We start from the raw sequence: 22,409 nt of genomic DNA on the forward strand, positions 1-22,409 counted from the left end.
ATTTCAACTTTTTGTACAGGTCGCTTCCTGCTCGATATGCCAGCGGGATCGGTACTGAGCGGCGGCAATTATCGTTATGACTTTGCGCGGCTGGACAAGCCAAAAGCCATGAGTCTGGAAGAGTTTGAGGCGGAAATGGCCATCAAGGAAAATACCCTCAGATCAACTAAGCATAAAGTGGAGCCTAGCCTCTTACGTCTGTTGGTCAAACCAGATCCAAACTCATGGATATTCGTCTATTGGGAGCGCGCTTTTCTTACGTCAATAGCGCAGGTGGATGGATACCGCTGGATTGACGGAACACGTTATCTTTTCAAAACCGAGGCAGGCATGAGCAAGCCTCCTACCGGCACGAAGAGTTACCAAGACGATGCAGTCGAACGTATGCGCGCGACACTTGCCGGCTTGAGAAAACGTTCAACGCACGACATCCCAACAGAACCCGGCTATTGTTTTGAAGGTGGTTTCATCGCCAACCCGGAATGGGAAAACGAAGAAGCCGGCATCGACATCGACATCGCCGGCCATCCCGATGCCTTCGTCTCCGTCTGGTTCTATCCTCTCTCCATGCGAGCGCACAGCCAGCCATTGCTGGATCGCATGGGAGGCGTTCTGCAAATGCTGGGCCGGATGGCGACCTCAGTGCATGTGCTACGAAGAGGAGACCGCCAGGTCGGTCCCTACAAGGGCCAGGAGTTCCTGGTCAGCGCACCCAACAGCGGCGGAATGCGCGGCCACAGTTTCATCTGGGAGACCGAGGGCGAAGGTACGCTCGATACGCCTGCGCTGAAGATCGAATTGACCACCGGCCATCGCGCCAAAGACGGTAATCCCCAAAAGACCAGGCTGAGCGATGAGCAGGCTATGAAGCTGTGGGATGACGTATTGAATAGCTTCAGATTGCGTCCCACTTCTGATCCCGAAAAAACCAGCCAGCTCAATCCAGCCCCCTCGCCTCTCCTGCCCCTCGGTGAATTGGTCGCCACAGGATCAATTTGTCCGCAGACAGGCTGGTGGCAGAGCAGCGAAGCCGGCAACGTCGAAGGCGGACGCCGCCGGCATTTCAAGGCCGGTGAGACGATGCCATCCGTTGTGCTGCTCGGTTCGCCCAATCTATGGCAGTCGTTGCGGGGCAAGCCCCCTACTTATGAAACGGCCACCGTATGGACCTTGGTTGAGCATGAGAAGACCGAGGACACTTCCCTGTCAGCAGATCAGTCTGACGATACCGCTTCCGGGAGTCAGACATGAGTTTGGTCAAGCGGTTTTACGCAGTCCTTATTCTGGCCTTGATGAGCACAAGCGTGCTTTCTGAAGATATCTCAGAGAATCGTGGACTAGACATCATGATGGGTGCTCACTCAAGTCAACCTGTTCCAGCAATCTCAACATTTTGTACAGGTCGCTTCCTGCTAGATATGCCAGCGGGTTCGGTACTCAGTGGTGGTAACTACCGTTACGACTTTGCGCGACTGGACAAGCCAAAAGCCATGAGCCTGGAAGAGTTTGAAGCGGAAATGGCAGCCAAGGAAAATACCCTCAGATCAACGAAGCACAAAGTCGAACCCAATTTGTTGCGCTTTTTGGTCAAGCCTGATCCGCAGTCGTGGATTTTTGTTTATTGGGAAAAAGGTTTTATTACAAGTGTAGTTCAAGTGGATGGATACCGATGGATTGACGGTACACGTTATCTGTTCCAGGCTGAGGCCGGACATGGAAAACCTGCTACCGGCACGAGGAGTTATCAGGACAATACTGTCGAACGCGTTCGCAAGATACTCTCCAGCCTACACAAGCGGTCAACTCATGAGATTCCCACAGAACCCGGTTATTGTTTTGAGGACGGTTTCATCGCCAATCCAAAATGGGAAATGGAAGAAGCCGGCATCGACATCGACATCGCCGGCCATCCCGATGCCTTCGTCTCCGTTTGGTTCTATCCTCTCTCCATGCGAGCGCACAGTCAGCCATTGCTGGATCGCATGGGAGGCGTTCTGCAAATGCTGGGCCGGATGGCGACCTCAGTGCATGTGCTACGAAGAGGAGACCGCCAGGTCGGTCCCTACAAGGGCCAGGAGTTCCTGGTCACCGCACCCAACAGCGGCGCAATGCGAGGCCACAGTTTCATCTGGGAGACCGAGGGCGAAGGTACGCTCGATACGCCTGCGCTGAAGATCGAATTGACCACCGGCCATCGCGCCAAAGACGGTAATCCCCAAAAGACCAAGCTGACCGATGAACAGGCCATGAAGCTGTGGGATGACGTATTGAACAGCTTCAGATTGCGTCCCACTTCTGATCCCGAAAAAACCAGCCAGCTCAATCCAGCGCCCTCGCCTCTCCTACCCCTCGGTGAATTGGTCGCCACAGGATCAATTTGTCCGCAGACAGGTTGGTGGCAGAGCAGCGAAGCCGGCAACGTCGAAGGTGGACGCCGCCGTCATTTCAAGGCCGGTGGTGATGCTCCTTCCGGGAGCAAGACATGAGCAATTCGCCCTTGAAGTCAGAACCGACCCGCCTAGTCGGCACAGCCTGGGATGAAGACGGCAACGATGTGATGCAGTCAGTGCTGACCGGCAAGAGCATGAAGGTGCGGGCATTGTGCCTGACCACACCCGAGATCGTGATGCCCATCCTATTCGTGCCCGGCATCATGGGAACACGGCTCAAGGTCAAAGGGCGCGACAAGGGGCCGGCGTGGCTTCCGCCTGAGGCCAAATGGGAAACCATCGTGTTGCTGCTCAAGCATATCTGCCGCACTGCTGCAGATCGCCAGCGCTTGCTCAACCCCAATACGACCGAGGTGGATGAAGACGGGCCGGCCTATCTGGATGACGTCAGCAAGACGCTATTGGCTTTTGGTCCCGGCAAGACCGATGCCGAGCGCATCAAGTGGCGTGGCTGGGGGCAACTCCACGCAAAGAGTTATTTGTCGATTCTTTCACTGCTGGAGACCAGCATGGCGTTGATCTTCGATGCCGCCAGTCAGGGAAAGAAACTGACTTCACATTGGCAAGAGCTGGTCATGGCGCGTCAGGATGCCTCCAAGCTGGGAGCGCAAAAGCCCTTCTTGCCTCTCCAGGAAAAGCACTTGCGTGATGCAGCCGAACTGCTCTATCCGGTTCATGCGGTGGGTTACAACTGGCTGCAGAGCAATAAGGTATCGGCGCAGCGATTGGCCAGCGAGATTGAACGTATCACGGCGTATTACCGCAGCAAGGGAAAAATTTGCCAAGAGGTGATACTGGTTACGCACAGCATGGGAGGCCTGGTCGCCCGCGCTTGCGCGCAGTTGCCGGAGATGGCCGAGCGCATCCTGGGTGTAGTGCATGGCGTGATGCCGGCCATCGGTGCGCCGGCGACGTACAAGCGTATGCGCGCAGGGTTCGAATGGCCGGCGGATGTGATCCTGGGGCGCAATGGTGCGGAGTGCACGGCCGTGATGGCCAACGCACCTGGCCCGCTGGAATTGCTGCCGACGGCGCAATACAAGACCTGGAGCAACCGCGGGGAGCGGCATTGGTTGCGAGTCAGCTATGTGGGGATCGGACAGCGCGGGTTTGCCGAGGAGATGGAGAGTTTCCTCGGGGAGGGGGATCCTTACGCGAAGATTTATCTCAACAACACCTCAGATTGGTGGAAATTGATTCGGGAGGATCTGATTGATCCTGCGGGCAGGGAAGACAGGGAAGCGATCAAAGCAGGAGAAACGGTCGCTCTTGATAAAGATATCGGCAAGGCTGACTTCGACAGGTTTGCCTTGAACCTGCAGAAAGCCCGAGACCTACACGCATTTATTCGTGATAAGTACCACGCAAGAACCTATGCCTACTATGCAGCGGATCATCAACGACCCTCCTGGAATGAAGTGCAATGGAAGTGTCCGGTTTCTCTTCCAGACGATATCAAAACGGCGATGCTCAGGGACGACGATCTGAATGGCGAGATCTTTCTGAACTTCAAGAAAGGTATTGCGCGCCGTTTTGTCTTGCAGGAACCAACCGGACCAGGTGACGGAACCGTGCCTGCGGAATCGGGGGCTGTGCCCACTCCTTATGTCCTGCAGATGTTCAAGCACGAAGGAAAAGCGAAGGGCCATGATAGCTACGACCACCAGTATTCCTACGACAGCAAGATCACGCAGGCAGTGACCCTCTATTCTATCGTCAGCATCGTCAACCAATCAGCTTGGGTACGAAGGGATTTCAAGAAGTCATGAATCTCAAAAGCCCGTTTTTCATCAATGGCATCTCGATGGTGTTGTGTACTGTCGCGCTGTCTGGAGACCTGTCAATTTATCCCGGATCTGCAAGCATGAACAAATCACTTGGCCCCTTGACGACCTTCTGTGTAGGCCGCTTTCTGATTGATGTACCCAGAGGCTCCACCTTGAGTGGTGGTAACTACATCTATGACTTCATGCGCATCGAGCCACCGCAAGCCATGGCGGTCGAGGAGTTTTCCGCTCGTTTGGCTGAAAGGGAGCGCTTCCTCAAAGAGGAAAAACACGAGAGCGAACCGAGTCTTCTACGTTTGTTGGAAACACCTGACGCCTATTCCAGAATACATGTCTACTGGGAAAGCGCTTTTATCACTGCCGCTGCTGAGGTCGATGGCTATCTCTGGACAAATGGCGTCCAGTTTCTCCTGAAGTCCCAGGCAGGAATGAGTGCGCCTCCCCCTGGGATCACCAGTCGCCAAGACTACGCCGTTACGCGAATGCGAGAGACGCTAGCCAAGCTGAGAGCCCGTCGAGATGACGATATTCCCACTGAACCAGGTTACTGTTTCGAAGGCGGCTTTATCGCCAATCCGGAATGGAAAAACGAAGAAGCCGGCATCGACATCGACATCGCCGGCCACCCCGATGCCTTTGTGTCCGTGTGGTTCTACCCATTGGCGATGAGCAAGCACGACAAGCCGCTCCTGGCGCGCATGAACAGCGCAATCCAGGCGCTAGGCCGCCTGGCCACCGCCGTGCGCGTGCTACGCAAGGGTGAGCGCCAGGTCGGCCCCTACAAGGGCCAGGAATTCCTGGTCAGCGCACCCAACAGTGGCGGGATGCGCGGCCACAGCTTCATCTGGGAGACCGAGGGTGAAGGTACGCGCGATACCCCTGCGCTGAAGATCGAATTGACCACCGGCCATCACGACAAAGACAGCAATCCACAAAAGACCAAGTTGAGCGATGCCCAGGCTATCCAGCTCTGGGATGAAGTGCTGAATAGTTTTCGCCTCCGCCCCACCGCTGATCCCGAAAAAGCCAGCCAGATCGGTCCAGTCCTCTCGCCTCTCCTGCCCCTCGGTGAATTGGTCGCCACAGGATCAATTTGTCCGCAGACAGGCTGGTGGCAGAGCAGCGAAGCCGGCAACGTCGAAGGCGGACGCCGCCGTCATTTCAAGGCCGGTGAGACGATGCCCTCCGTTGTGCTGCTCGGTTCTTCCACTCTGTGGCAGTCGTTGCGAGGCAAGCCTCCTACTCATGAGACGGCCACCGTATGGACCTTGATTGAGCATGAGAAGAGCGAGGACGCTTCCCTGTCAGCAGATGAGTCTGGCGGGGCTGGTGGTGATGCTGTCCCCGAACGCAAGACATGAGCAGTCCGTCCCACCCTGCCCAACCCTCGGTATCTCAACTCTATCCAGGAAAGGAAGCACCATGCCCCACATCATCCGCCTAGGCGACGCCACTTCCCACGGTGGCAAGGTCACCAGCGTCAGCGCCACCCATTTCAAGGTTGGTGGCCTTCCAGTGGCGCGGGTCGGCGATGCCTGTAGTTGCCCTCAAAAGGGACACGACAACTGCACCATCGTCGAAGGTCATCCCCATCATCGCATCGGTGGTATCGCGGTCGCCTACGAGGGCCACAAGACCAGTTGTGGTGCGACGCTGGTGGCCAGTACCAGCCATTTCAGCGCATCCTAGCGGCCCCCGGCCTGCACTCAGGCATACGCCAGCCGCGCCTTCATTGGCGCGGTGATCACCGCCAGCTCCGGTTCTCTACCCTCCAGCTTGAATACCGACACCAGCCGCGCCAGTTGCGCCGCCTGGTCCTGCAGCGATTGCGCGGCAGCCGCCGCTTGTTCCACCAACGCCGCATTCTGCTGGGTCACCTGGTCCATCTGTACGATGGCCAGGTTCACCTGTTCGATGCCGGTACTCTGCTCTTGCCCGGCCGCGCTGATTTCATTGACCACGGCACCCACCCGCTGCACGCTTTGCACCACCTCCTGTATGGTCAATCCGGCCTGCTCTACCAGCTTGCTGCCATCGCTCACGCGTGCCACCGAGTCGCCGATGAGGCTCTTGATCTCTTGCGCGGCCGTGGCCGAGCGCTGTGCCAGCGCGCGGACTTCCGCCGCCACCACGGCAAAGCCGCGCCCCTGTTCACCGGCGCGTGCCGCTTCCACCGCCGCATTCAAGGCGAGGATGTTGGTCTGGAAGGCGATGCCATCGATCACCCCGATGATGTCCACGATCTTCTTGGAGGAGGCATCGATGGCACCCATGGTCTGCACCACCTGGCTGACCACTTCGCCGCCCTGGCGTGCAATGTCCGAAGCCGAACCGGCCAACTGGTTGGCCTGGCCGGCATGACTGGCGTTCTGCTTGACGGTGGCGGTGAGCTGCTCCATCGAGGAGGCTGTCTCTTCCAGCGAGGCTGCCTGCTCTTCGGTGCGCGAAGACAAGTCCAGGTTGCCGCGCGCAATCTCGCTGCTGGCCGTGGCGATGGTGTCGGTGGAGACACGCACCTGGCTGACGATGTCCAGCAGGCGATCGTTCATCTTCTTCAATGCGCGCAGCAGCATACTGGTCTCGTCGCGGCCGCGGTCATCGATGGTCGAGGTCAGGTCGCCGGCTGCTACCGTCTCGGCGACCCGTACCGCACGGTCCAATGGAGCGGTGATGCTGCGGGTGATCATCAGGGCGATGGCTGCAGCGGCTGCCAGGCCCACTACGCTCAGCACCAGCAGCAGCGTGCGGGCCTGTACGTAGTTGTTCTCGACGTCGTCGCCGGCGGTTTTCATCATGTCCTGCTGCAATTTGATGAGGGCGTCGGCGGCATTCATGGTGGCGCTTTGCACGGGGCGTACTTCATCGATGAGCACATCGATGGCACCCTCCTTGCCGCCTTGCTGCATCATGTTCAATACCTTGTCGCGCTTGTCCATGTAGGCGGCCAGCGCGCTGCGCAGCTTGTCCAACGAGGTGCGGCTGTCGGTGTCGGTGAGCAGTTGGTCGAGCTGGGCCAGGTCGTCGCGCACGGCCTTGTCGGCCCCGGTGATGCGGTCGTATTCGCTCTTGATCTGGGCTTCTTTCTTGAGCAGCAGGATGTTGCGCACCGAGCGCGCGATCAGGTTCAACTGGTCGACGATGTCGCCGGCCACGACGGTCTTGGGATACTTGTCGTGGATGACATCCTTCATCTGGGTATTCAATTGCGCCAGGCGCGCGATACCACTGGCGGCCATGGCCAGCATCAGCACCATCAGCAGGCCGAAGCCCAGCCATAGGCGCACACGGATAGTGACGTTGGAAAGTTGCATGGAATTCCCCCTTGTTATCGTTTCATTGTCGGCAGGCAAGCCGCTAGCGCGGCGTAGCCGGAAGGCAATAATTGACGGACGTCCCGATTGCGATCCGACTGCTTCAGCATAGAAGACAAGCGGGGGGAAGCCAAGCGCAGCGTTGGCGTTGGTCAGTAGAAACGCCGCAGGACAAGGCTGCGGCGTCGGTAACAGGCGCCACCCTTCAGGTAGCAGCCGGCACCAGCGGTCGTGCTGGCGCACGCCGCCCCAGCACGGCAATGGCCAGTGCCGACACCAACGCCGGTACGGCCAGCATGGCCAGGATCAGTCCCATGCTGAGGTTCATCGACATCATCCAGCCACCGCACAGCGAGCCCACCACCGAGCCACAACGTCCTGCCGCGTTGGCCCAGCTCACTCCGGTGGCGCGGCTGTGGGTCGGGTAGAACTGGGCGGCCAGGGCATTGGCGCCGACCTGCGAGCCGCTGACGAAAATGCCCACGCCGAAAATGGCCAGCACCAGCAGCCACAACTGACCACCGCTCACGCCACTGGCCGCTACGCTGACTGCGCCCAGCACATAGGCCAGCGACAGCGTGCGATGCGCGCCGGCACGGTCCATGAACCGACCCAGCACGATGGCCCCCAGCGTGCCACCGATCTGGAAGGTGGAGGTCACCAGTGAGGCCTTGCTCATCGAGGCGCCGGCGTTGGTCAGCAGCGTGGGCAGCCAGCTTGAAATGAGATAGATGATCAACAGGCTCATGAAGAAACTGATCCACAGCAACACGGTCCCCATCGCATAGTGCGGGCTGAAGAGCGCGCGTACCGGTGTGCCGCTGGCGGTCTCGCCCACGCTCAACGAGGGCATCTGCGCCAGCGTTGGCGCCAGGCGCCGCAGCAAGGCCTCCATGCGAGCAGCTGGGGCCTGTCGGCTGACCAGGAAGCGCAGGGATTCCGGCAGCCACAACGCCAATGTCGGCACCAGCAGTAGCGGCAGGATGCCGCCGGTGAGCAGCACGCCGCGCCAGCCCACGCTGGCCAGCAGATGGGCCGAGGCCAGTCCGCCGACGGCCGAGCCGATGGTGAAGCCGCAGAACATGAGCGTGACCAGCGTGGAGCGTCGTGCCGAGGGGCAGTATTCGGAGGTCATGGTGATGGCGCAGGGCATGGCGCCGCCCAGGCCCAGCCCGGTCAGAAAACGCCATGCCACCAGCCAGCCGAGGCTGGGTGACCAGGCTGCCGCCAGGCTGGTGAGACCGAAGAACAAGACCGAACAGACCAGGATGGTCTTGCGCCCCAGGCGGTCGGCCAGCGGGCCGAAGACCAGAGCGCCGGCCATAAGGCCCAGCAGGCCGGCCCCGAACAACGGGGCCAGTGCGGCCGCGCTCAATTGCCATTGGGCCCGGATGGCCGGGGCAATGAAGCCGATGGCGGCGGTGTCGAAACCATCGACCGTCACCACGAAAAAGCATAGCCACAGCGTGAGTCGCTGGAGCCGCGAGAAGGGTAAGGCATCGATGAATTGCTGTACGTCTTGCCTGGCTTGCATGGCGTGTCTCCTCTTGGATAGGGTGAGCCACGCGACATGGGCGCGGCTTCGTGTGCGGGAAAAATGGAAAAACCTGACGACTGGCTGCCTGGATCAGGCCACTGCCACCGTGATCGGTGTCAGCCCGGCGATGCGCGCGCTCATGGTCTGGCCGCGTTGGACGGCACCCACACCTTCGGGGGTGCCGGTAAAGATCAGGTCGCCTGGCTGCAGTTCGAACAGCATGGAAAGATTGGCGATGATTTCATTGACCGACCAGATCAGGTGGCTGAGGTCGCTCTTCTGGCGCATCACGCCATCGACCTCCAGCACCACTTCCCCGTGCGTGATTTCCCCGGTCTGGGAAATCGGATGCAGCATCCCGACTGGTGCCGAATAATCGAAGGCCTTGCCGATTTCCCAGGGACGGCCCAGCTCGCGCATCTTCATCTGCAAGTCGCGCCGGGTCATGTCCAGGCCCACTGCATAGCCGGCGATGTGCGCGGCGGCGTCCTCCACGGCGATATTCTTGCCAGCCTTGCCGATGGCGACCACCAGTTCGATTTCGTGGTGATAGTTGCTGGTCTGGTCGGGATACGGCAGACGCGCGCATTGGCCGGCCGGCACCGGGACGATCGATTGCGCATCATTGGGTTTGCAGAAGAAGAAAGGCGGTTCACGCTCGGGGTCGAAGCCCATTTCACGTGCGTGCGCGGCATAGTTGCGGCCCACGCAGTAAACCCGGCGCACCGGGAACAGGGATGGGCTGTCGGCCACCGGCAGGCCGACGACAGTCATGGGAGTAAAAAGATAGGTCATGGAGAGGACTTCCGGATCAAGGTAAGAACTAAACGAGGGTGTATCGGCCATCAAGAGGCCGCATCCACCTGTATCGCTGGGGCTGCGCGCTGGAAAGCCGGCAGCGCCAGGCAGGCGCGCTCGATGGCCAGGATGCGGGGATAGGGAGCGAGGTCCACCTCGAAGCGGCGCGCACTTTCCACTTGCGGGATCAGGTAGACGTCGGCCAGGGTGACCTGCCGGCCATAGCAGAAGTCGCCGCGCTGGAAATCCTGCGCCAGCAAAGTTTCCAGTGCCGCAAAACCTTCGCTGACCCATTGCCGGCACCAAGCTTGTACGCTGGCTTCGTCACAACCCAGCATCTTGCGCAGGTACTGCAGGATGCGGCGGTTGTTGACCGGGTGAATGTCGCAGCCGACGATGGCCGCCAGGGCCCGCACCCGGGCCCGGCCATTGGCGTCGGCGGGCAGCAGGGGCGGTGCCGGATAGCGTTCTTCCAGCCATTCCAGGATGGCCGGCGACTGGATCAGCGTGAGCTCCCCCTCCACCAGCGCCGGCACCATCGCCTGCGGATTGAGAGCGCGGAAGGCCGCGCTCAGGTGTTCTTCGCTACGCAGATCGACGGCAATGTAATCGTAGGCCAGGCCCTTGAGGTTCAGGGCAATGCGTAGGCGGTGCGAGCTGCCGCTGCGAAAGAAATTGTAGAGTTGCATCAAGGCCTCCTGCTCAATTGCGCGCCAGGCAGCGCTCGACGTTCCAGCCATAGAGCCATTGCATGGCGTCATAGAAGCGCTCTGGCGGGCGTCCCTTCCACAGGTCGTTGCGTACCAGCCGTTCCACCCCCTTGGCATGGTAGATGCGCCCCATCTCGCGTGAGGACAGCACGATGCGCGCTGTGCGCGTCACCCGCGAGCGCTGGTAGAGATCGAAGGCGGCATGAAAGTCGTTGTCGTGCACGCGCAGCGCCTGGCCCAGCGTGACCGCATCTTCCAGCGCCATGCAGGCGCCTTGGGCCATGTATTGGGTGGTGGGGTGGGCAGCATCGCCCAGCAGCGTGGCGCGGCCGAAGCTCCACTGCGCAATCGGCTCGCGGTCGGCGGTGGCCCAGCGCTTCCAGCTCTTGGGCAGATCAATCAGCTGGCGCGCCTGCGCACAGATGTCCTGGAAATAGCTCTGCACTTCCTCGGCACTGCCTTCGGTCACTCCCCACTGTTCCTGCTGGCGGCTATGGAAGGTCACCACTACGTTGTATTGCTCACCACCGCGCAGCGGGTAATGCACCAGATGGCAGTTGGGACCGACCCAGATGCTGGCCGCATTCCACTGCAGGTCGGCCGGAAAATCCTGTCGATCCACCACGGCGCGATAGACCACGTGCCCGGTCACGCGCGCGGCATCGTTGACGTATTGCGCACGCACTACTGACTTGGTGCCATCGGCGCCGATCAACGCCAATCCGCGATGGGCCTGGCCATGCTGGTCGTAGACGGTCACGCTATTGGCGTCCTGTTCCACGTGTTGTACCCGGGTGGAGGTGACCAGACTCACGCGTGCGCTCTCCAGCGTGCCTTCCAGCAGCGAGCGGTGCACGTCGACTCGGTGGATCACCGCATAGGGATTGCCGAAGCGTTCACGGAAGGCGGCCCCGGTCGGGATACGTCCCACCAGAGCGCCATCGATGGCATCGTGCATCACCATCTCATCGGTATAGACGGCGCGCGAGCGCGCTTTTTCGCCCACGCCCAGGGCATCGAAGGCGTGGAAGGCATTGGGGCCGAGCTGGATGCCGGCACCGATTTCGCCGAGCTCGGTGGCTTGTTCCAATACCTTCACATCGAAGCCTTGGCGCACCAGAGCCAGCGCAGCAGCAAGGCCGCCAATGCCGCCACCGGCGACGATCACGGGGAGGGATTGCGTCATGGGATATCCTTTTTGTTCATATGGAGAGAAAAGCGGCCTGAGCCAGCAGGCGCTGGGAGGGGCGGTCGCTTCACGCCTCGTTGCGCACTTCGTAAAGCCCCAGCTTGCGATGCAAGGGACTCTCATCGGCGATGAAGAAAAAGGCCGGCTGGCTGGCCGAACGGTTACGCAACTGCACCGCGCTGTAGCCCGGCACGCAGCAGGTGTCGGCATCGACCAGCGTGAACTGTGCCTGCTCGGTATCGACGCTGGCGCTGCCTTCGATCAGGTGCAACACCGCTGCCGGCGAGCGCGCCGGTAGCCGTAGCGATTCGCCAGGCCGCAGCATCAGTGCCGAATAACCGAGGATGTTCTGGCAATCGCCGCCGTTCTCGGGATTGACGTAGGCCAGTTGCACCGCCTCGCCCACGGGCTGCGATTGCGCCAGTCCCAGCAGACTCTGGCGCACTTCCGACCAGGGATAGCGCAGCATGGGATAGGGCTGCCGGCTGCGCACGAACAGCGGCGTCGGGACCACGCCGCCACTGCGGTAGGCGCGTTCCTGGCCTTGCTGGGTGATCTTCTGCGATGGGCCTTCCTGCACGTAGGACGCTTCCAGGTAATGCACCAGCGGCAGGTCCAGCACGTCCAGCCAGACCACCGGTTCGCTGCCATCGTGACCGTGCTCGTGCCATAGGCCGGTGGGCGTGAGGATAAGGTCGCCGCGTTGCATCAGGCATTTTTCGCCCTCCACGGTGGTATAAGCGCCCTCCCCTTCGACGATCATGCGCACCGCATTGGGGGTATGACGGTGTGCCGGCGCCCATTCGCCCGGCAGCAGCAATTGCATCCCCAGGTAGATGGCGGCGCTGGCTTGCATCTTTTCAAGTCCATGGCCAGGATTGGCCAGCACCAGCACGCGCCGCTCGGCCTTTGCCATCGGTGTCAGCTCGCCGGCCTGCATCAGCAGCGGACGCAGCGCCTTATAGCTCCAGTGCGCCGGTCGCGTTTGCGGGATGGGTTGGCCCGGCGGCAGCACCTTGCGCAGGCTGGGCCACAGTGGCACCAGATGTTGTCGGGTCAGGGCGTCGCGATAGTCGGATGGCAATTCATCCAGGGTGCCGAGTTGCAGCATGGTATCTCCAGTGTCGTTGTCACGCCTTGCCTGTTGGCAGGCGGCGATTTTTTCTAGTGCTGGAAATGTACGCGCCGCATCGACATTCGGTCTATGCAATGGTATTAATGGATTCCATTCGAATAACGAATAGAGCAAAGCTTATGCAAACCGCAGACATCCGACTGCTGCAGGTATTCAACGAGATCTACAAGACCCGCAGCGTGACCCGTGCGGCCGAGCATCTGGGGCTGGGGCAGCCGGCGGTGAGCATTGCCCTGGCGCGTCTGCGCGAGCATTTCGATGACCCGCTTTTCGTGCGCATCGCCAACGTGATGGTGCCCACGCCACTGGCGTGCGAGCTGCAGGAGCAGGTGCATAGCACCTTGGCTGCGCTGGAACAGGTATTGGGTCACCGTAGCCGTTTCGACCCCACTACGGCCGAGCGCACCTTCACCATCAGCATGACCGACATCAGCCAGTTGGTGCTGCTGCCACGTCTGTGGGCGCATCTGCGGCGCACCTCGCCGGGCATCCATATCGACATCGTGCCCTTGTCCGAGCAGACCCCGCGCCTGCTGGAGTCCGGCCAAGCCGACCTGGCACTGGGTTTCGTACCGCAATTGGAGGCGGGTTTCTATCAGCAATCGCTGTTTCGCCAGCGCTACGTCTGCGTGGCCAGCGCCGATCATCCCCGCATCCGCCGACGCCTGACATTGAAGCAGTTCGAGCGGGAGGAACATGCGGTCGTCACCTCCTCTGGCACGGGCCACTTGATCCTGGCCAAGGAGATCGCCAGCCAGGGCATCCGCCACAACATCGCCCTGCGGGTGCCCAACTACCTGGGTATCGCGTTTGTGATCGAACAGACCGATATGCTGGTGACCATCCCCGAGCGCCTGGCGGAGGTGCTGGAGGGACGTGGACGCTTCAAGGTCTTTCCGGTGCCTTTTGCGCTGCCGGATTATGCGGTCAAGCAGCATTGGCACGAACGTTACCATCACGATCCCGCCAATCGCTGGCTGCGTTCGGTGGTGTCGGATCTATTGTCGACGGCGCGGCGTTGAGCCGTTTACTCTCAACGGGGAGCGGGCCGTTCGAATCCCAACATCACCGTCTCGACCTTGTCCCGGATCACACATCCTTGTACATGATCGTTGATCAACCCCATGGCCTGCATGAATGCATACGCGGTGGTCGGGCCGAGGAATTTCCATCCGCGCCGTTTCAAGTCCTTTGACAAGGCCATCGATTCAGGTGAGACCGACACCGTCTGCGCGCGATCAGATGGCTGCACTGCTGGGGCGTATTGCCAGAGGAACGCCGCCAGCGAGCCATGCTCAGTAGCGATATCGCGGGCAATGGGTGCGTTGTGCAGAACCGATGCGATCTTGCCTCGGTGACGTACGATGCCTTCATTTTTCAGCAGACGTTCGATATCGTTGGGTCCGAAGCCTGCCAGTTTGTTGTAGTCGAAGCCTGCGAAGGCGGCGCGGAAGTTCTCGCGTTTTGCCAGGATGGTGCGCCAGCTCAACCCGGACTGGAAGCTCTCCAGGCTCAGTTTCTCGAACAGTCGGAAGTCATCGGTGACTGGAAATCCCCACTCCGTGTCGTGATAGTGCAGGAACTCCGGCGCCTGTGCACACCAGCGGCAGCGCGCTCTTCCGTCTGGACCGTCAACGGTGGATTGGTTCATGTTCTCAGTCCTGGGAAAGGAGCGCGTTCAGGTTTTCATGCAGGCCAGAGGGCTTCAGCACCAGTACCTCTGGCTGTACCACGCCATGGATGACGAAAGGATCGGTTCCGATCACCTGATCCAGCGCCTCGAGCGGTATCCCGGCCGCGATGATCGCACCTCCGGCCTGGGAGTCAAGACTGCCTGCCACCAAAAAGATGTGTCGCGAGAAACCTTGCTCCAGCCACTCCTTGTGGCCTTGCATGAACTCGCCAGCACGCTGACGGTGTTCGGTGAAACGTAGCAATACGATATACATTCCTGCCCCTCTTTCCGCGGTAATGGAGCACACCCGTGGTCAATCCTTGATGACTTGTGCATCGACCCATGCACACATGCGTTCGACTTCGCGTCGAATGAATGCCTTGTCGCCGTAGGTCTGCGCCAGAATCGCGACCCCTTGGCTCAATGCCAGTACGTGCAAGGCCAGTTCGTCGGCTGCTTTGGCATGGCCCATGGCAGCGAATTGACGGCGCAGCCAGGTGCGAAACAGCTCCATGACCTGGGCGGCTTCGTCACGCAATGGGTGATCCAGCTTGGCCAGTTCAGTACACAGTGTTCCTACCGGACAGCCGTGCTTCATGATCTTGGATTGATTGACGAGCAGGATCTGGATAAAGCTGCGGATGCGGGAGGCTGGCTGTTCATCCTGCATTTCCCAGCGCTCAAGCAGGCTCTGGCGTTGCGTCAGCCGCAAACCGATCACGGCCGAGAGGATGTCATCCTTGCTTTTGAAATGATGATAGAAGTTGCCACGCGAGATTCCTACCGTCTCGGCGATGGTGGCAAAGGAGGTATTCTCGTAGCCGCATTCGTAGAACAGGCGATCGGCTTCTCGTACGATCTTCTCGCGTGTATTGACTTCACTCATGATGATGGGGATGGGGAAGAGTGAAATTTAGGACGTATGTCCTAATTCGATGGAAAATTCTAGGGCGATTGTCCTAGTGTTGTCAATCGGGATAGCAACGCGAGCACTAGAGTGGATACCCCACCATGACACAGCCAATGGCGTCCTACTTCCCTCCGCGAAAAAAATGTGCAACCATCCTCTGAGAAAATTTCCAACAAGAATCAGGGGGAATCGCCATCATGGCTTACGCCACTTGCCTGTTTGTTATTGCCACCCCATGTCTTGAAGGGGCGTGCGCATGACCGTCATCGTCGGTATCGATCTGGGCACGACCAATAGCCTCATCGCCGTCTGGGAACATGGCCGCAGCCGTCTCATTGCCAATAGTCTGGGCGAGTTCTTGACGCCCTCCTGCGTCAGCGTCGATGAGGATGGCAGCATCCTGGTCGGCAAGGCCGCGCGCGAGCGCCTGCAGACCCATCCGCACCGGACGGCGGCCGTATTCAAGCGCTACATGGGCAGCAACAAGACCGTGCGCCTGGGACAGCGTGATTTCCGGCCAGAGGAATTATCGGCACTGGTGCTGCGCTCGCTCAAGGCCGATGCCGAGGCGGCGCTGGGTGTGGAGATCAGCGAAGCCGTCATCACGGTGCCTGCCTATTTCTCCGATGCCCAGCGCAAGGCCACCCGTGACGCTGGTCGGCTGGCCGGACTGAAGGTGGAACGCCTGCTCAACGAGCCCACGGCCGCTGCACTGGCCTATGGCATTCACCAGCGTGAGGGCGAAACCAAGTTTCTGGTGGTGGACCTGGGTGGCGGCACCTTCGACGTGTCGGTGCTGGACCTGTTTGAAGGCGTCATGGAGGTGCGTGCCTCGGCCGGTGACAATCTGCTGGGCGGTGAAGATTTCGTGCAGGCCATCGTCGATGCCTTTTGTCGTGAGCACGGGATTGCCGATGAATGGCGCCGTGAACCGCAGTTCGCGCAACTGCTGCACGCCCGCGCCGAGCAGGCCAAGCGTGCCCTGAGCGTGTCCCCCCAGACCAGCCTGCAGGTCGATTTCGGCCAGCAGCACTACGAGATGATGCTCGATGAAGTGCGCCTGGAAAGCATCTGCGCACCGCTGCTGGCGCGCCTGCGCGCGCCGGTCGAACGCGCTCTGGGCGACGCTGCCATTCCCCTGGATGAGCTCGACAGTGTGGTGCTGGCCGGGGGCGCCACCCGTATGCCCATCGTGCGCAAGATGATCGCCCGCATGTTCGGCCGCTTCCCGGCGATCGATCTCAATCCCGATGAAGTCGTGGCGCTGGGGGCGGCCGTGCAGGCCGGCCTGAAGTCGCGTGACCAGGCGCTCAAGGAAGTGGTCATGACCGATGTGGCGCCCTATTCGATGGGCGTGGAAATAGTGACCTGGTTGGGCGATGGCAATTTTGCCGGGGGCCACATGGACCCGGTGATCGAGCGCAATACGGCCGTGCCGGTCAGCAAGGTCAAACGTTATTTCCCGACCTCACCCAAGCAGACCGAGGTAAAACTGAACGTCTATCAAGGCGAAGCGCGGCTGGTGCGGGACAATATCTTCCTCGGCAGTCTCAGCATCACCTGCGAGGGCCAGCCATTGGGCGAGCATGGCATCGATGTGCGCTTTACGTATGACGCCAATGGCCTGCTACAGATTGAGGCACAGGAGCGCGCCAGCGGTAAGGCCTTCAACCTGCTCATCCAGTCGGCCCCTGGCCTGTTGAGCGAAAGCGAGATCGCGCAGACTCTGGCCCGCCTGGCCGAACTGAAGATCCACCCGCGCGACCAGCTGCGCTACCGTACCCTGCTGGCGCGCGCCGAACGCCTCTACCAGCAGCTGCGCGGCGAAACGCGGAAATGGCTGGGGCTCCAGATCACCCTGTATGAGCAGGAGCTCGACGCCCAGGACAGCGACCATATCCTGGCCCGCACCGAGAGTCTGACGCAGGTGCTGGATCAACTGGAGCAACAGCGGGCCATCCTGCCGCCGGAGGAACGCACGTGAGCAGCCAAGTGCCCGCCTGCCTGGCGCACCTGGGGTTGGATACCGATGCGGACGAACGGGCCGTGCGCAAAGCCTATGCTGGTCAAGTGAAGCAACTGGACCAGCACGAGCAGCTCGAACAATTCCAGGCTCTGCGCGAAGCCTACGAGGCTGCGCTGCACTGGTGCCGTTCACCACGCGCGGCGGATGACCAGGCCGATACTGCTGCCATCGATGGGCAGCCGGAGAGCAGCGCAAGCGATGCAGACGCGCCTGACACCAAACCTGCCACCAAACCGGCCCCTCAGCCCACGCCGCCCAAATCGTATGCGCAGCGTCATGCAAGGCTGCTCGTACCGAAGCATGTTCCGGTCTATACCGCCGTGGTCGTGGCGTCGTGGCAGGAAGAGGCACGCACCCGGTGGTCGATCTTGCACGAACGCATTCGTCGCTTCGCCGCCAGCCCCGAGGGCAATATTCTAGGTAACTGGCGTCAGATGCTGGCCAGTGTGTTGGAACAAGAAGCGTGGCAAGACCTGCGCGCACGCCCCTGGCTGGAACAGCAGATTGCCGACCTGCTCGCCGCAGGCTGGCGCCCCGGGCATCAATACCTGTACGAAGCCGCGGTAACCCTGTTCCACTGGAACCTGGACGTCACGCGCCTGCGCGCACTTGGCGAGGCCGGTCAGTTATTGGGGCGGGCGCTGGACCAGCAGCAACACTTCCTGCAACTGGCAGACGATCAGCGCAGGACCATGTTGTACGCCATCGCGCGCTTGCGCAACCCGGACCTGCCCGAGCAGTACGAGATCAAATATATGTGGTCCGATTTGCAGTTGCTCATGGCGCGGTACCCGCAATGGATGCATGTGGTTAGCAGTGTGGTTAACTTCGAGCGATGGCGCCAGAGCGATATGCAGCCTCAGCCGAAAGCGGATGTGCAGCCGAGCGTCGAGCACCCCATTGAGCGCTACCGCCGGTTGGACTCGTGGTTGGGTTTCCTGATCGCTGTCTTCCTGCTCTTGGCGGTATTGCCGACCATTCTTAGACAGTGCGCCAGTACGAATGAGCCTGCCATCCGCGAGCAGCGACCCAAGATGGATCGGCTCTCCATGCGCGAGCTGGAGACCAAGGGTCGGCAGATTCTTTGGGAGGCAAGCCATCCGCAGCAAGCCAGGCCGGAAGTGTCTTCCTTGGGCGAACTGCGAGCGCAGACGCTGATCCTTCCGCACATCGCCTATACGCCGCCCGCTGAGACCGGCAACCGGCAGGTTCGCTATCTGCTGACCCTGTCTGCCGGCAGGCTGCAGAAGGTAGAGCTGATCGAGTCTTCGGGGCTGCCCGCTTTTGACCAGGCCGTGCGGCGTGCTATCGGGCAGGTGCCGAGATATCCATCGGAATTGCCGCCATCGATTGCATTGGCGTTCAATACGGACGCGCTCAAGAGAGCGCCCGCAGCGGCGCACTAGGGCCTGTTCATGCGCAACGCTATGTCAGTTACGTAACACCATATCGCGCAACAGACGATCCAATACCGAATAGTCTCCACGCTCATCCTTTTGAGGCGTGGGGATCTGTTCCAGCCTGCGCAGCTGGGCATCAAGGAAGCGATTGATCTCGGGCAGAGGCAAGCCCTCTTCTGCTTCACCTGAACGACGCTTGATGACCAACAGTTCATCGATGGCCGTGCGCAGGGCGGTCTCGGTCACCAGTGCATCGACCAGGTCGAGAAAGCGCATCGGCACCGGCCCGCGCTGTTGTTCTATCCACAGCGCCGCCAGCAGGGGGCGTAGCACGTAGAGATATTTCTTCAGACGCACGCGCTCGCCTTGCAGGTATTCCCGATAATTCTTGCGTGCCATCTGCAGATAGTGGTGGAACACCCGGTCGGGGCGGTGGACCAGGTCGGCTGCAGCGCGAATCTGATCGGCGAAGTTGACATCGGCACGATAGACCACCGGTGAGGATAACCACTCCACCACCGTCGCGTTGCCATTGCGCAGCAGGCCCAGGGTCTTGCGCAGATCCCAGCCGCTGACATCGTAAGTGTCGTTGACGGGCAGCTCGATGACATCGCGACCGGGCAAGACCGTCAGGTACCAATCGGGCCGATTTACATAGATAAAGCGCACATCGTAGTCGCTATCAGGTGAGGCAAAGCCCCAGCCGCGACTGCCGGATTCGCACGCAAACAGCACGCGGACCTGGTGTTCGGATTCGATGCGGGCAAGGGTCTTGTCGATCTCGGCACGGATCTGCGGATCGATGGGGTGTTCCTGCGTGTGCCAGTCGAGGTTGGAAGATGAGGTAGTGGTATCCATCCAGCGATCATAACAGGCGAGCCGTGTCGTTCGGTGCTCAGTCGCCCAGATCAATCATCCCCGCCAACCTGATCGCCTCCGGCCTCTCATACATCGCCACCACCCACGCCTGCTGCACATCATCGGCATGGGCATCGAGCGTGGCCGCCACGAAGTTGATCGAGGCGCGGTCCAGGCTGGCGTAGGGATCGTCCAGCAGCGTCAAGGTGGCTCCGGCGGCGAAGGCGGCGGCCAGGTAGACCTTGCGCTTGCTGCCGGTGGAGAGCATGAAGAGCTTCTTTTCCAGATGCGGCGTCAACGACAGCCCTTCGATCAAGGCTGGGAGCAGGCCGTGGTCGAAACGAGGATAGCGCTCGGCCAGGGCGGCGAACACTTGCGGCGGCGTCATCTGGTCATAGGCTTCGCTGCGCGGGTCGATGAAGAAGACACGACGGCGGTAGGCTTCGCCATCGCTATCCAGACGCAGGCCGTCCAGTTCCAGTACGCCGTCGCGCGCCGGCATGAAGCCACCCAGGAGATTGAGCAGCGTGGTCTTGCCACGTCCATCGCCACCGCGCACCAGCGTGACGCCAGCATCGACGCGGGCCGAGAAATCCTGGAACAGGTCCAGGCCGGGATAGGAAAAATTCAGGCGTGATACCAGCAGCAGTGCGGCAGCTTGTGAGGCTTGGGTCATCGGTTCGAGTCTGTGAGCAATGGGACCGGCTTAAGGTTGCCGGCGGCGCGCGGCCTGGCGTTGGGCTTGCTGTGCCGCCGCTTTTTCCTTGCGGGCATCGGCCAGCATGGCCAGCGCCAGCGCCAGCGGCGGATACAGCAGGATCAGGCCGCTCCAGTCATGGTCCGAGAGGAACATCAGCACCGCGATGCACAGGTCCACCGCCATCAGGCACATCAATGGCCAACCGACGGGGGCGCCCAGGAAAGTCTTTTGTCGCTTGTTCTTGAAATACAGTGCCATGCCATCCACCCTGCTTTGGTATTCGCCGCATGGCCGCTGCACGCCGCACCGGATGGGCGCGATGATTGCCTGGCAACATGTTGGCGGGGTTGTCTCCTGCCTCGGATTATAAGAGATGTGGCAAGACCGAGGGAGTTGGCGGCGCGTGTTCTCGCCTGGCAAACATGCGGGGTGCATAGCCCTCAACTCATCCATCCGCCAGCGAAAAAAACGTTCCCCGGCCTTTTGGCCGGGAACGTTCCTCCTTGTCCCTGCACAGCTTCAAGAGAATTCACCGCGCCTTGGCTGCCCCCGGCCACAAACGCACCACCAAGGCCAACACGGCAGAAATCACGGCCAGCCCGACTACCGCGATCCAGCCCCACTGGGCCAGCGCCAGGCTGCCCAGGGCGGCACCAGCGGCCATGCCGATGAACATGCCCACGAACAGGACTGCATTCAGACGGCTGCGGGCACCCGGTTCGATGCTGTAGACGATGGTCTGGTGCGCCACCAGCGTGGCTTGCACGCCGAGGTCGAAACCGATCGCGGCCAGCGCCAGCAACACCAGTTGACCTTGGGTCGAGAACCACGGCGACAGCGCCATCGAGGCGAAGGACAATGCCGCCAGGCTCACGCCCAGACGGGTCACCAGTTCCGGGCCCTTCTTGTCGGAGATGCGGCCAGCCAGCGGTGCCGCCAGCGCACCAGCGGCACCGGCCAAGCCGAAAGCGCCAGCCGCAGCACTGCCCAGGTGGAACGGTGCGCCATGCAGCATCACTGCCAGCGTCGACCAGAACGCCGAGAAACCGACCGACAGCAAGCCCTGGGCCAGCGCGGCGCGACGCAAGGCGCCATGCTTCTTGACCAGGCTGCCCAGCGAACCCAGCAGCGCGCCATAGGACAGGTGCGTAGTCGGGTGGAAGCGCGGCAGGCCACGCCAGGCAGCCAGGCCGATCAAGGCGATGCTGGCCGAGGCGCCCACGAACATGGCGCGCCAGCCGAAGTGCTCGGCCACGAAACCACTGACTACGCGCGAGAGCAGGATGCCCAGCAGCAGCCCGGTCATGACCGTGCCGACGATGCGGCCGCGATGCTGTTCCGGTGCCAGGGTGGCGGCGGCCGGCACGATGTCCTGGGCCAGCGTGGCCGTCAGGCCGATGGCCAGGCTGGCGGCCAAGAGCGTACTCACACCCGAGGCAGCACCAGCCAGCAGCAGGGCCACCGTGAGGATGGCGGCCTTGATGAGGATGATGCGGCGGCGGTCATAGCGGTCGCCCAGCGGGGCCAGCAGCAGGATGCCCAGCGCATAGCCGAGCTGGGTCGACATCGGCACCATGCCCACGGCGCGCTCGGAGGCGCCGATGTCATCGGCCAGCACGCCCAGCATGGGTTGCGAATAGTAGAGCGAAGCCACGGCCAGGCCGGCGCCGCTGGCCAGCAGGCCGATCAGGCCGGTCGACAGACCGTGGGAATGGGATGCCGCATGAGTGGCGGCAGCTGGATGGGCAGCAGCCGGCACAGCGCCGGTACTGGCGGGATGCGGTTTTTGCAGACTGTTCATGGTGGACCTCGATAGGGTTGGTCTTGCGGCCGGCCCGGGAAAACCCCCTCTCTGCCAGCGTTGCAACGGATTGTCCGCTGACGGGCTCAGATTCGGTAGTAGCGTCGCCGGCAGAATTTATA

At 61.1% G+C, this 22,409-nt stretch carries 21 protein-coding genes; 8 read left to right on the forward strand and 13 right to left on the reverse strand.

The window, feature by feature from the left end:
• The 5 genes from I5W_RS17615 to I5W_RS17635 all read left to right on the forward strand — a co-directional run.
• On the forward strand, positions 1–1,251 hold a 1,251-nt coding region (locus I5W_RS17615), incomplete at its 5' end, for a T6SS immunity protein Tli4 family protein (RefSeq protein WP_050010689.1).
• A complete protein-coding gene (locus tag I5W_RS17620) occupies positions 1,248–2,486 on the forward strand; it encodes a T6SS immunity protein Tli4 family protein (protein WP_159106132.1) in 1,239 nt (412 codons plus the stop codon). The genes I5W_RS17615 and I5W_RS17620, both read left to right, overlap by 4 nt.
• A complete protein-coding gene (locus I5W_RS17625; RefSeq protein ID WP_044530195.1) occupies positions 2,483–4,219 on the forward strand; it encodes an esterase/lipase family protein in 1,737 nt (578 codons plus the stop codon). The genes I5W_RS17620 and I5W_RS17625 overlap by 4 nt, the downstream gene beginning before the upstream one ends.
• Positions 4,216–5,598 (forward strand): T6SS immunity protein Tli4 family protein, encoded by a 1,383-nt coding sequence (locus I5W_RS17630; protein ID WP_044530196.1) that lies wholly within the window; start codon positions 4,216–4,218, stop codon positions 5,596–5,598. The genes I5W_RS17625 and I5W_RS17630 overlap by 4 nt, the downstream gene beginning before the upstream one ends.
• Before the next feature lie 61 nt (positions 5,599–5,659).
• Positions 5,660–5,926, forward strand: a complete 267-nt coding sequence (locus I5W_RS17635) for a PAAR domain-containing protein (protein WP_017452705.1) — start codon at positions 5,660–5,662, stop codon at positions 5,924–5,926.
• Positions 5,927–5,943: 17 nt separating this feature from the next.
• Here the strand turns inward: I5W_RS17635 and I5W_RS17640 are convergent, their stop codons facing one another.
• The 6 genes from I5W_RS17640 to I5W_RS17665 form a co-directional block, all read right to left on the reverse strand.
• The gene (locus tag I5W_RS17640; protein ID WP_044530197.1) at positions 5,944–7,548 is read right to left on the reverse strand and encodes a methyl-accepting chemotaxis protein; all 1,605 of its coding nucleotides are present in this window, start codon (positions 7,546–7,548) and stop codon (positions 5,944–5,946) included.
• A gap of 205 nt (positions 7,549–7,753) precedes the next feature.
• Positions 7,754–9,082: an MFS transporter gene (locus I5W_RS17645; RefSeq protein WP_044530198.1), complete on the reverse strand. Its 1,329-nt coding sequence runs from the start codon at positions 9,080–9,082 to the stop codon at positions 7,754–7,756.
• 93 nt (positions 9,083–9,175) lie between these two features.
• Positions 9,176–9,880, reverse strand: a complete 705-nt coding sequence (locus I5W_RS17650; RefSeq protein ID WP_044530199.1) for a fumarylacetoacetate hydrolase family protein — start codon at positions 9,878–9,880, stop codon at positions 9,176–9,178.
• Between the two features lie 50 nt (positions 9,881–9,930).
• Positions 9,931–10,572: a maleylacetoacetate isomerase gene (gene maiA / locus I5W_RS17655; RefSeq protein ID WP_199901759.1), complete on the reverse strand. Its 642-nt coding sequence runs from the start codon at positions 10,570–10,572 to the stop codon at positions 9,931–9,933.
• Between the two features lie 13 nt (positions 10,573–10,585).
• The gene (locus I5W_RS17660; RefSeq protein WP_044530201.1) at positions 10,586–11,779 is read right to left on the reverse strand and encodes a 3-hydroxybenzoate 6-monooxygenase; all 1,194 of its coding nucleotides are present in this window, start codon (positions 11,777–11,779) and stop codon (positions 10,586–10,588) included.
• A gap of 70 nt (positions 11,780–11,849) precedes the next feature.
• Positions 11,850–12,893, reverse strand: coding sequence for a cupin domain-containing protein (locus I5W_RS17665; RefSeq protein WP_044530202.1), 1,044 nt, complete (start codon positions 12,891–12,893; stop codon positions 11,850–11,852).
• A gap of 143 nt (positions 12,894–13,036) precedes the next feature.
• Here I5W_RS17665 and I5W_RS17670 point away from each other — a divergent pair, with 143 nt between their 5' ends.
• Entirely contained in the window at positions 13,037–13,939 is a 903-nt protein-coding gene (locus tag I5W_RS17670; protein WP_044530203.1) for a LysR family transcriptional regulator, read from the forward strand.
• Between the two features lie 11 nt (positions 13,940–13,950).
• Here I5W_RS17670 and I5W_RS17675 read toward each other — a convergent pair whose 3' ends face one another.
• The 3 genes from I5W_RS17675 to I5W_RS17685 are packed head-to-tail and all read right to left on the reverse strand — an operon-like array spanning position 13,951 to position 15,478.
• Positions 13,951–14,568 (reverse strand): DNA-3-methyladenine glycosylase I, encoded by a 618-nt coding sequence (locus I5W_RS17675; RefSeq protein ID WP_044530204.1) that lies wholly within the window; start codon positions 14,566–14,568, stop codon positions 13,951–13,953.
• A 4-nt stretch (positions 14,569–14,572) separates the two neighbouring features.
• On the reverse strand, positions 14,573–14,866 hold the full coding sequence (locus tag I5W_RS17680) for a YciI family protein (protein WP_044530205.1): 294 nt from the start codon (positions 14,864–14,866) through the stop codon (positions 14,573–14,575).
• Positions 14,867–14,905: 39 nt separating this feature from the next.
• Positions 14,906–15,478, reverse strand: a complete 573-nt coding sequence (locus I5W_RS17685) for a TetR/AcrR family transcriptional regulator (protein WP_044530206.1) — start codon at positions 15,476–15,478, stop codon at positions 14,906–14,908.
• A gap of 280 nt (positions 15,479–15,758) precedes the next feature.
• On the opposite strand from I5W_RS17685, the gene I5W_RS17690 reads away from it, so the two are divergent.
• Positions 15,759–17,486 (forward strand): molecular chaperone HscC, encoded by a 1,728-nt coding sequence (locus tag I5W_RS17690; RefSeq protein WP_044530207.1) that lies wholly within the window; start codon positions 15,759–15,761, stop codon positions 17,484–17,486.
• A complete protein-coding gene (locus I5W_RS17695; RefSeq protein WP_044530208.1) occupies positions 17,483–18,934 on the forward strand; it encodes a TonB C-terminal domain-containing protein in 1,452 nt (483 codons plus the stop codon). The genes I5W_RS17690 and I5W_RS17695 overlap by 4 nt, the downstream gene beginning before the upstream one ends.
• Before the next feature lie 24 nt (positions 18,935–18,958).
• Here the strand turns inward: I5W_RS17695 and I5W_RS17700 are convergent, their stop codons facing one another.
• The 4 genes from I5W_RS17700 to I5W_RS17715 form a co-directional block, all read right to left on the reverse strand.
• Positions 18,959–19,786 (reverse strand): nucleotidyltransferase domain-containing protein, encoded by an 828-nt coding sequence (locus I5W_RS17700; protein ID WP_044530209.1) that lies wholly within the window; start codon positions 19,784–19,786, stop codon positions 18,959–18,961.
• A 37-nt stretch (positions 19,787–19,823) separates the two neighbouring features.
• Positions 19,824–20,462: an ABC transporter ATP-binding protein gene (locus I5W_RS17705; RefSeq protein ID WP_044530210.1), complete on the reverse strand. Its 639-nt coding sequence runs from the start codon at positions 20,460–20,462 to the stop codon at positions 19,824–19,826.
• A 30-nt stretch (positions 20,463–20,492) separates the two neighbouring features.
• Positions 20,493–20,744 carry a hypothetical protein gene (locus I5W_RS17710; RefSeq protein ID WP_017452694.1) on the reverse strand — a complete coding sequence of 84 codons (252 nt, stop codon included), beginning with the start codon at positions 20,742–20,744 and terminating at the stop codon, positions 20,493–20,495.
• 271 nt (positions 20,745–21,015) lie between these two features.
• Positions 21,016–22,287 (reverse strand): MFS transporter, encoded by a 1,272-nt coding sequence (locus I5W_RS17715; protein WP_017452693.1) that lies wholly within the window; start codon positions 22,285–22,287, stop codon positions 21,016–21,018.
• Between the last annotated feature and the right edge of the window lie 122 nt (positions 22,288–22,409).

The sequence above is a fragment of the Herbaspirillum sp. B65 genome, from assembly GCF_000333555.1.
Taxonomy (GTDB): Bacteria; Pseudomonadota; Gammaproteobacteria; order Burkholderiales; family Burkholderiaceae_D; genus Herbaspirillum; species Herbaspirillum rubrisubalbicans.

Bases quoted from the DNA above. Each gene is read 5' to 3' on its own strand.
- I5W_RS17620 (WP_159106132.1), top strand. From the start codon at position 1,248: ATGAGTTTGGTCAAGCGGTTTTACGCAGTCCTTATTCTGGCCTTGATG.
- I5W_RS17625 (WP_044530195.1), top strand. From the start codon at position 2,483: ATGAGCAATTCGCCCTTGAAGTCAGAACCGACCCGCCTAGTCGGCACA.
- I5W_RS17630 (WP_044530196.1), top strand. From the start codon at position 4,216: ATGAATCTCAAAAGCCCGTTTTTCATCAATGGCATCTCGATGGTGTTG.
- I5W_RS17635 (WP_017452705.1), top strand. From the start codon at position 5,660: ATGCCCCACATCATCCGCCTAGGCGACGCCACTTCCCACGGTGGCAAG.
- I5W_RS17640 (WP_044530197.1), bottom strand. From the start codon at position 7,548: ATGCAACTTTCCAACGTCACTATCCGTGTGCGCCTATGGCTGGGCTTC.
- I5W_RS17645 (WP_044530198.1), bottom strand. From the start codon at position 9,082: ATGCAAGCCAGGCAAGACGTACAGCAATTCATCGATGCCTTACCCTTC.
- I5W_RS17650 (WP_044530199.1), bottom strand. From the start codon at position 9,880: ATGACCTATCTTTTTACTCCCATGACTGTCGTCGGCCTGCCGGTGGCC.
- maiA (WP_199901759.1), bottom strand. From the start codon at position 10,572: ATGCAACTCTACAATTTCTTTCGCAGCGGCAGCTCGCACCGCCTACGC.
- I5W_RS17660 (WP_044530201.1), bottom strand. From the start codon at position 11,779: ATGACGCAATCCCTCCCCGTGATCGTCGCCGGTGGCGGCATTGGCGGC.
- I5W_RS17665 (WP_044530202.1), bottom strand. From the start codon at position 12,893: ATGCTGCAACTCGGCACCCTGGATGAATTGCCATCCGACTATCGCGAC.
- I5W_RS17670 (WP_044530203.1), top strand. From the start codon at position 13,037: ATGCAAACCGCAGACATCCGACTGCTGCAGGTATTCAACGAGATCTAC.
- I5W_RS17675 (WP_044530204.1), bottom strand. From the start codon at position 14,568: ATGAACCAATCCACCGTTGACGGTCCAGACGGAAGAGCGCGCTGCCGC.
- I5W_RS17680 (WP_044530205.1), bottom strand. From the start codon at position 14,866: ATGTATATCGTATTGCTACGTTTCACCGAACACCGTCAGCGTGCTGGC.
- I5W_RS17685 (WP_044530206.1), bottom strand. From the start codon at position 15,478: ATGAGTGAAGTCAATACACGCGAGAAGATCGTACGAGAAGCCGATCGC.
- I5W_RS17690 (WP_044530207.1), top strand. From the start codon at position 15,759: ATGACCGTCATCGTCGGTATCGATCTGGGCACGACCAATAGCCTCATC.
- I5W_RS17700 (WP_044530209.1), bottom strand. From the start codon at position 19,786: ATGGATACCACTACCTCATCTTCCAACCTCGACTGGCACACGCAGGAA.
- I5W_RS17705 (WP_044530210.1), bottom strand. From the start codon at position 20,462: ATGACCCAAGCCTCACAAGCTGCCGCACTGCTGCTGGTATCACGCCTG.
- I5W_RS17710 (WP_017452694.1), bottom strand. From the start codon at position 20,744: ATGGCACTGTATTTCAAGAACAAGCGACAAAAGACTTTCCTGGGCGCC.
- I5W_RS17715 (WP_017452693.1), bottom strand. From the start codon at position 22,287: ATGAACAGTCTGCAAAAACCGCATCCCGCCAGTACCGGCGCTGTGCCG.